We start from the raw sequence: 12698 nt of genomic DNA on the forward strand, positions 1-12698 counted from the left end.
TTTGTGTCTTGATTTAAAAAATGCAAATTTACAACATTAGTTTGTAAAGTAAACGTTAAGGTGTTTTAGCCCAGATTGAAATGGAAAGCCTCCTGCCTGAAAAGCTATTTTTTTCTGGCAGAAAAGAGCGACCAACGGAAGCTCCTTTTGTGACTTGAAAAAAAAGCTTTTCAGGCAGGAGCTTGGAATGGAAAGCTGGATTAGCTCCTGAAAAAAAATCGTCAGGGAAATTATTTCTTGAATTTTATTGCAGCAATGCTATCCAATTCTTTTTTTAGAGGTGCCATTTCGGCCATGAATCGCGGTTTGAATTTGGCATTCATAGGTTCCGAATTCGGTAGTTTTTGTCGAAGTGCATCTACTTGAACGCCATTTTTCCAGAAGCGGTAGCACACGTGAGGACCTGTTGCTAATCCTGTACTTCCTACTTTCCCGATGACATCGCCTTGTGAAACGCGTTGACCGCGACGTACCAAAATTTTCGACATGTGCAGGTATTGTGTGGAATAGGTGCTGTTGTGTTTTACTTTTACGTAGTTTCCGTTTCCGGCGGTGTAGCCTGTTCTTTCTACAACTCCAGAAGCTGTGGTCACGATTGGCGTACCGTGAGCGGCGGCATAATCGGTTCCGTTATGTGCCTTGAAACGTTGCTGGACAGGGTGAAATCTACGGGTCGAAAATTTAGAAGAAATCCTGTAACCAAATTTTAGCGGAGCTTTGAGGAACATGTTTTTCAACACTTTCCCTTCTTCGTCATAATAATCGACTTTTCGTGAAGTGGTATCTTGCTTGAAAGGAAATGCATAGATTTTTTTCCCTTTATATTCAAAGAATGAGGCTTCGAGGCTTTCTACTCCTGCAAAAATGGTGTCGTTGATGTATTTTTCTGTGAAGGTTACGGCAAATTTATCGCCTTTTTGAATCTTGAAGAAATCGACAGAATAGGCATAGATGTCGGCTAGATTTTGGGCCATCGAGGCATTGACTCCAGCTTTGCTAAGCGTTTCGGATAAAGAACCGCTGATTTCTGTGGCAATTGTTCTTCTCTTTAAGGTAATAGGTTTTTGCTTTTTATAAGCATGAACTGAATCTCTAAAATCCACTACATAATAATTGGCGATATCAGCTTGATAAATAAAAACCTGAAGCTTTTTTGAAGCATCTTTTGTTCGAAGCATTGTGTAAGGTTTCCCGATTCTGATGTTTCGTAGATTGAAAGAATCTCTTACCCTATCTGCAATTTCGTGTACTTTTTTATCACCCAGATTTTGCTTTTCCAAAATACTACCAAAAGTATCTCCACTAACAATAGTGTCCTGAACAACATCATAGTCGTTGAGCTTGAAACCGAATTCTATTATTACAGGTTCAGGTTTCTTTACTTCAACAGGTTTTGTTTTTTCTTCAGCTTCTTTTTTACAGGAAACAAGAGAGATTAGCAGTACTAGTGTCAGGAGTAATCTTTTCAAATCTTTGTTTTTATGCAGTTAAACTATAAACTATTTTTCTTCTCCCCAGTTTTTGAGTTCTTCATCCGACCATAATTCTGGGAAAAATATTCTTCGTTGGTATTTTGGGTGCATGTATTTTTTCCAATCACTTCCTCCTGTTGCTTCTCCAGCTCCTTTTCCACTTCCGTCGATATATTTCTTGGCAGTATTGAGGTGTTGCATGACCCATGTGATGTTTACCGTATGGTCATAATGACGCATGGCATTTATCAAATCAGGGTTTTGCTGAGCCTCTTGAGGAAGCTGTTTGAATTTTTGCCAGATGTTTATGGTGTTGTATTCTTCCATATAGGCTAAAAATTCTTTTTTGTATTTTCTTTCGAATTCTGCTAAAAGATATGACTTTTCTCCGGTGTGATAATCTTTACCTGCAGCTTGCCAATATAAATGTTCCATGGCATGTTCATAAGGTGTATTCCTGTCTATTGAAGCTCTAAAACGGTAATCGATCAGATTAATCAAATCAGTAGAAGCGAATTCTATCAAACGGTATTGGGCACTTTGAAAACCACTTGCTGGTGTCAAAGTATTGCGGAATTTCATGTATTGTTCGACTTCCATTCCGTCACCCATAATGTCGAAAGAAGTAGTCAACATATTAAAATAGCGACTAATTCGCATTAGCTTTTCAGTAAAGAAAGCTGTCTCTGGTTTTTCTGTGTGTGAAAGTTGTTCGATTTCCCAAAGGATCATCTTGAACAACAATTCGTTTACCTGATGATACATGATAAAAACCATTTCATCAGGCAATGTTGTCCTTTGGGTTTGAAGATTTAGCAAAGCATCAGTTTGAATATAGTCCCAATAGGTTATGGGTTTTGACCAAAGTAACCCTTCTAAATGGGTATCGGTTTTTTGTCCGATTTCTTTGAATTTAGTATCTAATTGCTCTAATAAATCTTCTCTGTGTGTCATTATGGTTTAACTTTTACTGTAAATGGATATTTGAGTCCCTTGAATCCATCCAAATCTGCTTTTAAAGAACCTACTGCCAAACTGGCCTTGATTCTAATAGGCATTTTATTGTCATCGTCTGAAATCCAAACCGTTAAGCTTTCTTGTTCTTTAAAAACACGTCCTGCTTGAACATAAGGTCTGAAAACCATACAAGGAATCGTGCCAAATTTAGTTTTTATATCTTCTTTACCAATATATTTTAACTTAAATTTCGTCGTCTCATCATCAAAAAACATATCAATTGATATTGATTCACCAACTTTTAGTTCATCAATTGTTGGATGGTTTCTCAAATAATAAAATGTTGACAAAATATCCTGAGTATTGGCAGGAATGACGATTGTCTTTTCTTTTTTGTTCTTATAATCTTTTACAAGCACTGTGTGTTTTGTATGATCAAAAAAACCTTGCTGATTTTTGGTATAACCTCCTTCATCAATTTTTCGCACATATTGATATGGGTTTCCTGTTTCCTTATCGAAATAACTTTCATAGGTATCATCTACCTTAAAGAAGAATTTTGTCATTCCAGTTGTCCATCCTTTACCAACAGCATGGAACACTTTCTTATTGTTTTTGACTCCTTCTTTTACTTCTAAGGTTGCATAACCAGCATTCACGATTCCATAATGCATTCTGAACTTGAACCATTCTCCTACATCAAAGGCACGTTCTTTTTGGGGTTTGAAACTTACGAGTGTAATAAAAACTGCAAATATTAAGATCTTTTTCATTGGGGTAGCATTTTTTTTTAGATACAATATACAATTTTTGTTCCAAATGTACCAAAACAAAAAAACCCAGTCAAAAATATGACTGAGTTTTTATGCTATTAACCAACCAAAAAACTATAAATTATGAAAATCTATATAAAATTCGAAGGAAACCACTCCTTCTCTTTTTGCGATGCAAAGATAATGTGTTTTATTGCGATATTCCAAGAAATAAAAGATATTTAACATTAATTTGACAATGCAAGGGTTACTACAACGTTGTATTTTATGGATTTGCTAAAAAATAATAAATATTTTATGTTAGTTTTTGCTTGTTTTACAAAGTTCCTCTTTTTTCCTGTTCTCTTTCGATAGATTCAAAAAGTGCTTTAAAGTTTCCTGCACCAAAACCGCGAGCTCCCATCCTTTGAATTACTTCAAAAAACAATGTCGGACGATCTTCTACTGGTTTGGTGAAAATTTGCAATAAATAACCCTCTTCATCTGCATCAATCATGATTCCAAGTTTTTGAAGTTCATTGATATCTTCTTTAAACTTATCCATGTGGTCTCTTAATCTTTCTGGGATGGCATCATAATAGGCTTGAGGTGGAGTGCTCAAGAATTCTATTCCACGTGAACGCATGTCAGCAACAGTTGTAATAATATCGTCTGTAGCGACTGCAATATGCTGCACTCCTTCACCTTCATAGAAGTCTAGATATTCTTCTATTTGAGAACGTTTTTTTCCGTTAGCTGGTTCATTGATTGGGAATTTTATTCTACCATTCCCGTTACTCATTACTTTAGACATCAAAGCTGAATATTCGGTAGTAATTTGCTTGTCGTCAAAAGAAAGGAAATTCACAAATCCCATCACGTCTTCAAACCATTTTACTGCTTCATCCATTCTATTCCATCCTGTATTTCCAACCATATGGTCTATAAATTTTAATCCAACAGGTTTAGGATTATAATCAGATTTCCATTCAACGTATCCTGGTAAAAAGATTCCGTTATAATTTTTACGTTCTACAAAGACAAAAACGGTTTCCCCATATGCACCATATATACCAGCACGAACTACTTCGCCATTATCATCTTTTTCAACAACTGGTTCAAAATAGGATTTTGCTCCACGTTTTGTGGTTTCTTCATAAGCAGAACGAGCATCTTCTACCCAAAGTGCAATAACTTTAACACCATCACCATGCTTTTTCACATGTTCTCCAATAGGAGAATTGCTATTCAAAGCTGTTGTTAAAACCAAACGGATTTTATCTTGTTTTAAAACATATGATGCTTTGTCCTTTACTCCCGTTTCTAATCCCGCATAAGCCAATGATTGAAATCCAAAAGCCGTTTTGTAGAAATGAGCTGCTTGTTTTGCATTACCCACATAAAATTCTACATAATCTGTACCTAAAAGAGGCAAGAAATCTTGAGCTCCTTCAAATATTTTTTCTAATCCGTATTCTACTGATTTTATTTCTTTTGACATAATATAATTAGATAATTTGGCAATTAGATAATGAGATAATTTTTGAAATGAGAATAGAAAAATCACCTCATTTTCTAATTATCTAGTTGCCTTTAGTTGTTGCTATAATTTTATTTAATCTTTTTAATATTTCCTCCAAATCATTTAATAATTCTTTACAATCAGGATACGATTTATGTGCCTCACATAGAAACAACCAATATTCCGCTTCATCGGCTTCTTTGATTGCAATTTTTAACTTATGTATAAAATCAGCTTTGCTTTCAGCATTCTGAGCTTCTTTTGAATTGGCCCCAATTGATGTTCCTGATTAAAATTTGATTTGCTAAAACGTATTTTCTATTTTCCTGTAATATTTCCGTGTAATCCATGATCTTCAATGAAATTTCGAAAGTTTTCAATAGAAGAACATTGTTTTTGTATCGTTCGTTGAAAGTCATTTTTAATTAGATAATTTAATAGGATTATATATTTCTATTTAGTTTCAGATGAATTATCTGATTATTCAAATTGACTAATTGATTTCGGCTTCGAGAGAAATTATCTAATTAACTAATTTTCTAATTAATTATTCCACCCAAGATTTATAGTACTGTCCGTCATCTAATCCCATAGCTTCCTCGGTTACCATCAAAGGACGGAACGTATCAACCATAACCGCCAACTCTTGTGTTTCGGTATGTCCAATACTTCTTTCCATTGCCCCAGGTGCTGGTCCGTGTGGAATTCCTTTTGGATGCAATGTAATATGTCCTTGCTCTATATTGTTTCTTGACATGAAATCGCCGTCAACATAATATAAAACCTCATCACTATCAATGTTACTGTGATTGTATGGAGCCGGAATTGATTTTGGATGATAGTCGTAAAGCCTTGGACAGAACGAACAAACAACGAAAGTTGACGTCTCAAAAGTTTGATGGATTGGAGGTGGTAAATGCACACGTCCAGTGATTGGTTCGAAATTATGAATGCTGAAAGCGTACGGGAAATTGTAACCGTCCCAACCAATAACATCAAACGGATGTGTGGCATACACTACTTCGTGAAGCATTCCTTCTTTTTTAATCTTGATAAGGAAGTCTCCTTTTTCGTCGTGTGTTTCTAAATCGGTTGGCAATTTGAAATCTCTTTCGCAGAAAGGTGAATGCTCTAAATGCTGACCAGATTCGTTTTTATAACGTTTTGGGGTGTAAAATGGGGCGAAAGATTCAACATAGAATAAGCGATTTTCTTCCGTATCAAATTCAATCTGATAGATGATCCCTCGTGGAATAATAAGATAATCTCCGTATTCAAATGGAATATTTCCCATCATTGTACGAAGTGTTCCTGTTCCCTTGTGAATAAAAATCATTTCATCGGCATCGGCATTCTTGTAGAAATAATCGCGTAGGGATTTTCTTGGAGCTGCCAAACCGATGGTACAATCTCTGTTGACCAACATTGCTTTTCGACTATCTAGAAAATCATCCGCAGGTTTTAATTCAAACCCTTTTAGCAATAGCGATTTTATATTTTTTCCGATGGTAATTTTTGGTTCAACATTGTGAGATGCTAGAATTTCCTTTACTTGTGTTGGCCTGTGAACATGATATAATAAGGAAGAATGTCCGTGGAATCCTTCTGTTCCAAAAAGCTGTTCGTAGTATAATCCACCTTCTGGCTTTTCGAACTGTGTATGTCTTTTTTGGGGGAAATTACCCAGTTTATGATATATTGGCATTTTTTTTAATTAGATAATTAAACAATTAGATAATTAGAAAATGGGTATTGTAGTTAGATAATTAGTTCATTTTCTAATTGACTAATTATCTAATTGAAGTCATTCTGGATTTCTCTTTATGAGGAATTTTAAATGTGACAATAAACCTATCCAAGTCGTTTTCATAACACAAATATCGGAAAAATTAATTTTTTGATAGTGATTATTGCGAAATATTTATTGAAAGTAATTTTCTATAATCGATTAAAAAATGTCATCATTCTGAAGTTCGCTTCAAATGCTTTTCATTTTCTATTGCTTATCTGTTAAAAAACCTTCATAACAGAATAAAATTAAAGCTTTTGGACAATTTAATTTCTTTTTACGTTTGTTTTTTTATCTTTGGTTTTGAATAATTACATACTATTTATATGTCAGTAAAATCAGAATCGTGGGGATCAAGAGTTGGGTTAATACTTGCAATGGCTGGAAATGCAGTAGGATTAGGTAATTTCCTTCGATTTCCCGTTCAAGCGGTTCAGAATGGCGGTGGAGCTTTCATCATTCCCTATTTAGTTTGTTTTTTATTGATGGGTATTCCTTTATTGTATATCGAATGGGCTTCTGGACGTTTTGGAGGTAAATTTGGAAACCACAGTACGCCTTATATATTAGATTCGATGGTAAAAGGCAGAATCCTAAAATATATTGGAGTTTTTGGAATATTTACCAATGTTGCTGTTGCCGCATATTACTGTTATATAGAATCTTGGACGATGTCTTATGTTTACCATTCATTAGCAGGAACATTTGAAGGCATGAGTCAGAGTGGCGTTGCAGGATTTTTTGATTCCTATGTTGATATTGCCCAATCTACTACTGGAATACCTTTTGAAGCCGTCATTTTTTATATTTTATGCTTATTATTAAATACCTACATCTTATCGAAAGGATTAGGTGGGATAGAAAAGGTCGCCAAAATTGGGATGCCCCTTTTAATTCTTTTCGGAATGATTTTGGCCATTAGAGGATTAACACTTGGAACAAGTGGTGCTTCGGACTTATTTCCAGATGCCAATGCTTGGGATGGTTTGAACTTTTTATGGACACCTCAATATAGTTCCTTACTAGATTTAAAAGTTTGGATGGCGGCTGCAGGTCAAATATTTTTCACCCTTTCAGTTGGTATGGGAACCATCCATTGCTATGCCGCTTATATGAAGCCAAAAGATGATATCGCCTTGAATGCGGTTTCGGCTGGATTCATGAACGAATTTGTAGAGGTTGTTTTAGGAAGCTTAATCGTAATTCCAATTGCAGCCGGATATTTAGGACTTGACTGGGTGATAGAAAATGCTGGATTTGGAATGGCTTTTCAAACAATGCCTTATTTGTTTCAACAATGGGGACCTCTTCTAGCAGCATTGGCTGGATTATTTTGGTTTGGCTTGCTGTTTTTTGCTGGAATAACATCTTCTCTCGCCATGGGGACTCCTTGGATGGGATTCATGCGGGACGAATTCAACTGGGGTAGAAATAAAGGTGCTTGGTCTTTTGGATTGCTAATTTTAGTGATGGGATTACCAACCGTTCTATTCTTTAAACAAGGCGTTTTTGATGAATATGATTATTGGGCAGGAACCGTGAGTTTGGTTGTTTTTGCAATGCTCGAAACCATTTTGTTTTCATGGATTTTTGGAATGAAAAAAGGTTGGGCAGAAATCACAAGTGGTGCCGATATAAAAGTTCCATCAATTTATAAATTCATCATCAAGTTTGTAACTCCTATAATGCTTATCATCATATTTTTAGGCTCTCTGTTCAAACCTTTAAACAACGATTGGTCAGGTAATATTTCAAGCTTATTTTCTGGAAACGGATGGAAATTAGATAATGGCTCCATCATCAAAACCATTACCCATGCTGGTATTCGAGAAAAAATTGCATTGGCCACCGATCCTGCAGTTATTAGCCAATTAGAAGAAAATATTTTCTATATTAATATCGCTCGTTTCTTGCTTATTGGTTTGTTCATTTTTATTAGTTCACTGGTTTATATTGCATTCCAGAAAAGAAGACGTGAAGGAAGAGCTACTCTATAATTTTAAAAACCCACAAATATGAATACAGAAGCTTTAATCACAATGGTATTGACACAAGGGATTGTAATTTGCTTTACAGCCTATTTTTTCTATAAAGTGTTAACTATTAAACCAAAATCAGAACCAGATTCATTTTCAGAAAATGATGACGAAGATTTAGATCAACGCCAGTAAACAACCTAAAACCAAAACCCAACCGTAAACCAAGTGTGATGATCCTTAGTTTCAGGCGACCAACTATGTTTAACTTCAATTGGTCCAATTATCGTCTCCAAACCATAGCCTAAAGCATAACCTGAATATCGAGGACTTTGATACCAATCATCTGAATCAAATAAATTGTTGCCAACATTGGCATAGTTTGCCGAAAAGTTCAAATGGTTTTTCTTGAAGAGTTCATAATCAAGCGTAAAAGTGCTTTTTAGAAAACTATCACCTACGATACTCAGCGGTTCATACCCATAAAAATGCTTGAAATTATTGATTTTATTGAAACCATATCCTCCTAAAACAAAATCCAAGAAAGGATTAGTTTCTTCGCCAATAACAAAACCACCTTCCGCACGAAGCACAAATGTTAACTTGTTTACAAGAGTTCGAGCAAATCCAAAATCCCCTTTCACATACGAAAACCGACTGAAATCCTGCTCCAAATTCGAAGAATAAATAAAACTTTGAATGTCTCCCGAAAAATACCATCCATCTGAAGGAAAATAAAAATCATCAAGTGAATCATATTTTATATAACCTAGAGCATTGAAATAGCGGTTATTCTCCAAATCTTTCGAGGCTTCTTCAAGTGTTTGAGATTTGATTTTGATGTTTTTTAATTCTACTCCCACACCAACGATGAATTTTTGCTTGAATATTGTTTGGAAATAAACCTGATTTGTGAAATCTTCAAAATCAACATTCAAAGAACTCAAATCAGAATCTCCAAAAACATTTTCAACACTTTCATCATTAAACACATTTCGATTAAAAGAGTTGTATCTCGATCTAAATCCGAAACTCCAATAAAAACCATTGTCGATATAATAATCAAAATTGTAGCGGAAGTTATCTCCTAAAATCACATCCAAAGCTGCGACATCATTCTTAAAAAGCAACTTCTTTTTAGTAAAATTTACCAATACAGCACTTTTGTATAAATCATCATAATGAAGTCCGAATCGCAAAAAAGTCTTGGTTGAATTTTCCACCAATTTTAAATCAAAAACATCTTTGCCGTCTTTTTCCTCAAAAGAATAGCCCATCGAACTAAAGTTTTGGGTGGCATTCAAATTATCAATTCCTATTTTCAAATCCTTATAGGTAATCTTACTATTTGCTTTAAATCCAAGTTTTCCTAGTACATAAGCACGAGTATAATTTTCGAGTTTGTTGACCTTAATATCACCAATTGTCAAGGTATCAATAACGCATTTTTGGATTTCCTTATTATCCCTTTTATAATCCGTTCCAAGTTCTTTAATTTTTTCATAGACCGAAAAACTCGCTTCTTCTCCTCGTTGAATAATATCCTTTCCTTCATCAAAAGAAATTACAGTAAAGTTTTTTATGTCGGGTTTTATGTAAATATCCGTCTGCTGTTTTTTCTTATTCATTTTATCAATCATTTGAAGATTAGATATTTGAATCAATATTCGTGTAGCATTATTGAGCGACTTTCTGTCCTTTAAATCATCTTGAACATCCACACCAATGATAATATCAGCCCCTAATTTTCGCACCTCCTCAATTGGATAATTATTAGCCACACCTCCATCAATCAACATTTTATCATCAATCAAAACAGGAGAAAACAACGATGGAAATGTAGCACTAGCCAACATAGCTTGGGGAAGATAACCTTTGCCTAAAATTACCTGCTGACCATTCTCAATATCCGTTGCGATACACAAAAAAGGAATTGGAAGATTTTTGAAATCCCTAACGTGTCGCACATTATGAGTGAGTTGATTTAAAAGATTATAGATGTTTTGCCCTTTCGAATAAGCATTTGGAACACCTATTTTGAAATTCTCAAATGGAAGCGAAATCGCGTATGTTTCATCGTTTTTTTTCTCATAAAAATTCTTGGAAGATCTTGGAATATAATCCCTAACAACGGCATCAAAATCTGTAATTTCAAAGATAGAATCAATTTGATGAGCCGTGTAACCTGATGCATACAAGCCACCAATAATGGCTCCCATACTCGTTCCGCCAATGTAGCTAATTTCTACTCCAGCTTCTTCAATTACTTTCAAAACACCAATATGAGCGAGACCTTTTGCCCCACCACCACTCAAAACCAATCCTACTTTTGGCTTTTTATCATTCTCCTTTTTTTGCGCAAATGCTGTCAAGCAACTGCAAAAAAGGAAAATAAAAAGTATGCTTTTTTTCATCGTATAGACTTAATTATTAGTGGTTTGGTAAAAGTCTGAAATTTTTTTGGCTTTTGAAAGTCCTACTACTTCAGATATTTCTTTTTCAGTAGCCAATTTCAATCTTTTAACAGACTTGAAATGTTTAATTAACGTTTGCATTGTTTTCTCTCCAATTCCAGGGATACTTTCGATAGACGAGTTCAAAGCCGCTTTGCTACGTTTGTCACGATGAAACGTGATGCCAAATCTATGGGCTTCGTTTCTCAATTGTTGGATAACCTTCAATGTTTCGGACTTTTTGTCCAAATATAAAGGAACGGAATCGCCTGGATAGAACAATTCTTCGAGACGTTTTGCAATTCCGATAATGGCAATTTTACCTCTCAAATTCAAATCATCTATACTTTTCAAAGCCGATGAAAGCTGTCCTTTTCCTCCGTCGATAATGATGAGTTGAGGCAATGGCTGATTTTCATCCAAAAGACGTTTGTATCTTCTATGCACTACTTCTTCCATCGAAGCAAAATCATTCGGTCCTTCAACGGTTTTGATATTAAAATGACGGTAATCTTTCTTACTTGGTTTTCCGTCTTTAAAAACTACGCAAGCCGCTACGGGATTTGTTCCTTGAATGTTCGAGTTGTCAAAACATTCGATGTGGCGAGGTTCTTCGTGAAGTCGCAAATCCTTTTTCATCTGTGCCATAATCCTGTTGGTATGGCGATCTGGATCTACTATTTGCATCTGTTTCATCTGGTCCATCCTGAAAAACTTTGCATTTCGGATCGATAGTTCCAAGATTTGTTTCTTGTCGCCCAATTGCGGAACAGTCACTTTAATGTTTTCACCCAAATCCACTTCAAACGGAACGATAACTTCTTTTGATAATAAATGAAAACGTTCCCGCATCTCGATTATTGCCAATTCTAGAAGTTCTTCATCAGTTTCATCAAGTTTTTTCTTGAGTTCCATCGTATGAGAACGGATAATCGATCCGTGAGAAATTTGAAGAAAATTCACATAAGCTGCAGCTTCATCGGAAATAATCGAAAAGACATCCACATTTGTAATTTTCGGATTCGCCACCATCGATCGCGATTGATAATTCTCTAAAACCTCAATCTTCTCCTTTAATTTTTGAGCTTCTTCAAACTCCATATTTTGAGCCAAAATGGTCATTTTCTTTTTAAAATCTTTCAAACTTTCTTTGAAATTTCCTTTTAAGATTTCCCGAATGGCATCTACTTCTTGTTGATAATTTTCTAGTGATTCATGACCTTCACATGGGCCTTTGCAGTTTCCAATGTGGAATTCCAAACACACTTTGAATTTTCCGCTTTCGATGTTTTTCTGATTCAAATCATAATTGCAGGTTCGAAGCGGATACAATTCTTTTATCAGATCCAAAATCGTATGAACGGTCTTGAAACTAGTATAAGGTCCAAAATATTCCGAACCGTCTTTTATCATTCTTCTGGTAGAAAATATTCTCGAAAACGGTTCTTTTTTAATGCAAATCCACGGATAACTTTTATCGTCCCGAAGCATTACATTATATCGCGGTTGGAGTTTTTTGATGAGATTGTTTTCCAGTAACAAAGCATCATTTTCCGTTGGAACCACAATATGCTTTATAGTTACAATCTTCTTTACCAAAACGTTAGTCTTGGCCGTGTCGTGAATCTTATTGAAATAGGAAGAAACTCTTTTGCGTAAATTTTTGGCTTTGCCAACATATAAAATCTTCCCTTCCTTATCATAATACTGATAAACTCCCGGACTGTCGGGCAAGGTTTGGATTTGTAAAGCTATCGGAGGTAAAGTCATAAATGCA

General features: G+C 35.1%; 10 protein-coding genes. 2 read left to right on the plus strand and 8 right to left on the minus strand.

What is annotated here, in order from left to right; translation table 11 throughout:
* Nucleotides 1–230 precede the first annotated feature (230 nt).
* From G508_RS0101810 to G508_RS0101835, 6 genes are all read right to left on the minus strand, one after another.
* Nucleotides 231–1469, minus strand: coding sequence for a M23 family metallopeptidase (locus tag G508_RS0101810; protein WP_026703721.1), 1239 nt, complete (start codon nt 1467–1469; stop codon nt 231–233).
* Nucleotides 1470–1499: 30 nt separating this feature from the next.
* Nucleotides 1500–2426: a tryptophan 2,3-dioxygenase family protein gene (locus G508_RS0101815; protein ID WP_026703722.1), complete on the minus strand. Its 927-nt coding sequence runs from the start codon at nt 2424–2426 to the stop codon at nt 1500–1502.
* Nucleotides 2426–3202 (minus strand): DUF3108 domain-containing protein, encoded by a 777-nt coding sequence (locus tag G508_RS0101820; protein ID WP_026703723.1) that lies wholly within the window; start codon nt 3200–3202, stop codon nt 2426–2428. Before G508_RS0101820 ends, G508_RS0101815 begins: the two co-directional genes overlap by 1 nt.
* A 316-nt stretch (nt 3203–3518) precedes the next feature.
* On the minus strand, nt 3519–4682 hold the full coding sequence (hppD, locus tag G508_RS0101825) for a 4-hydroxyphenylpyruvate dioxygenase (RefSeq protein WP_026703724.1): 1164 nt from the start codon (nt 4680–4682) through the stop codon (nt 3519–3521).
* Nucleotides 4683–4764: 82 nt separating this feature from the next.
* On the minus strand, nt 4765–4980 hold the full coding sequence (locus G508_RS20520) for a four helix bundle protein (protein WP_342662947.1): 216 nt from the start codon (nt 4978–4980) through the stop codon (nt 4765–4767).
* A gap of 270 nt (nt 4981–5250) precedes the next feature.
* Nucleotides 5251–6408 (minus strand): homogentisate 1,2-dioxygenase, encoded by a 1158-nt coding sequence (locus G508_RS0101835; RefSeq protein ID WP_026703725.1) that lies wholly within the window; start codon nt 6406–6408, stop codon nt 5251–5253.
* Between the two features lie 410 nt (nt 6409–6818).
* Between G508_RS0101835 and G508_RS0101840 the strand changes: the two genes are divergently transcribed.
* Together G508_RS0101840 and G508_RS20195 are read left to right on the plus strand one after the other, a co-directional pair.
* Nucleotides 6819–8489 carry a sodium-dependent transporter gene (locus G508_RS0101840; protein WP_026703726.1) on the plus strand — a complete coding sequence of 557 codons (1671 nt, stop codon included), beginning with the start codon at nt 6819–6821 and terminating at the stop codon, nt 8487–8489.
* An 18-nt stretch (nt 8490–8507) separates the two neighbouring features.
* Nucleotides 8508–8663 carry a hypothetical protein gene (locus G508_RS20195; protein ID WP_169628006.1) on the plus strand — a complete coding sequence of 52 codons (156 nt, stop codon included), beginning with the start codon at nt 8508–8510 and terminating at the stop codon, nt 8661–8663.
* Between the two features lie 5 nt (nt 8664–8668).
* Here the strand turns inward: G508_RS20195 and G508_RS0101850 are convergent, their stop codons facing one another.
* Both G508_RS0101850 and uvrC read right to left on the minus strand, forming a co-directional pair.
* Nucleotides 8669–10882 (minus strand): patatin-like phospholipase family protein, encoded by a 2214-nt coding sequence (locus G508_RS0101850; RefSeq protein ID WP_026703727.1) that lies wholly within the window; start codon nt 10880–10882, stop codon nt 8669–8671.
* A gap of 9 nt (nt 10883–10891) precedes the next feature.
* Nucleotides 10892–12691 carry an excinuclease ABC subunit UvrC gene (gene uvrC, locus G508_RS0101855; RefSeq protein ID WP_026703728.1) on the minus strand — a complete coding sequence of 600 codons (1800 nt, stop codon included), beginning with the start codon at nt 12689–12691 and terminating at the stop codon, nt 10892–10894.
* Nucleotides 12692–12698 lie beyond the last annotated feature (7 nt).

This window comes from Flavobacterium soli DSM 19725 (genome assembly GCF_000422705.1).
Taxonomy (GTDB): domain Bacteria; phylum Bacteroidota; class Bacteroidia; order Flavobacteriales; family Flavobacteriaceae; genus Flavobacterium; species Flavobacterium soli.

Excerpts from the sequence above, each read along its gene's own strand:
- G508_RS0101815 (WP_026703722.1), bottom strand. The coding sequence starts at position 2,426 with ATGACACACAGAGAAGATTTATTAGAGCAATTAGATACTAAATTCAAA.
- G508_RS0101820 (WP_026703723.1), bottom strand. The coding sequence starts at position 3,202 with ATGAAAAAGATCTTAATATTTGCAGTTTTTATTACACTCGTAAGTTTC.
- hppD (WP_026703724.1), bottom strand. The coding sequence starts at position 4,682 with ATGTCAAAAGAAATAAAATCAGTAGAATACGGATTAGAAAAAATATTT.
- G508_RS0101835 (WP_026703725.1), bottom strand. The coding sequence starts at position 6,408 with ATGCCAATATATCATAAACTGGGTAATTTCCCCCAAAAAAGACATACA.
- G508_RS0101840 (WP_026703726.1), top strand. The coding sequence starts at position 6,819 with ATGTCAGTAAAATCAGAATCGTGGGGATCAAGAGTTGGGTTAATACTT.
- G508_RS20195 (WP_169628006.1), top strand. The coding sequence starts at position 8,508 with ATGAATACAGAAGCTTTAATCACAATGGTATTGACACAAGGGATTGTA.
- G508_RS0101850 (WP_026703727.1), bottom strand. The coding sequence starts at position 10,882 with ATGAAAAAAAGCATACTTTTTATTTTCCTTTTTTGCAGTTGCTTGACA.
- uvrC (WP_026703728.1), bottom strand. The coding sequence starts at position 12,691 with ATGACTTTACCTCCGATAGCTTTACAAATCCAAACCTTGCCCGACAGT.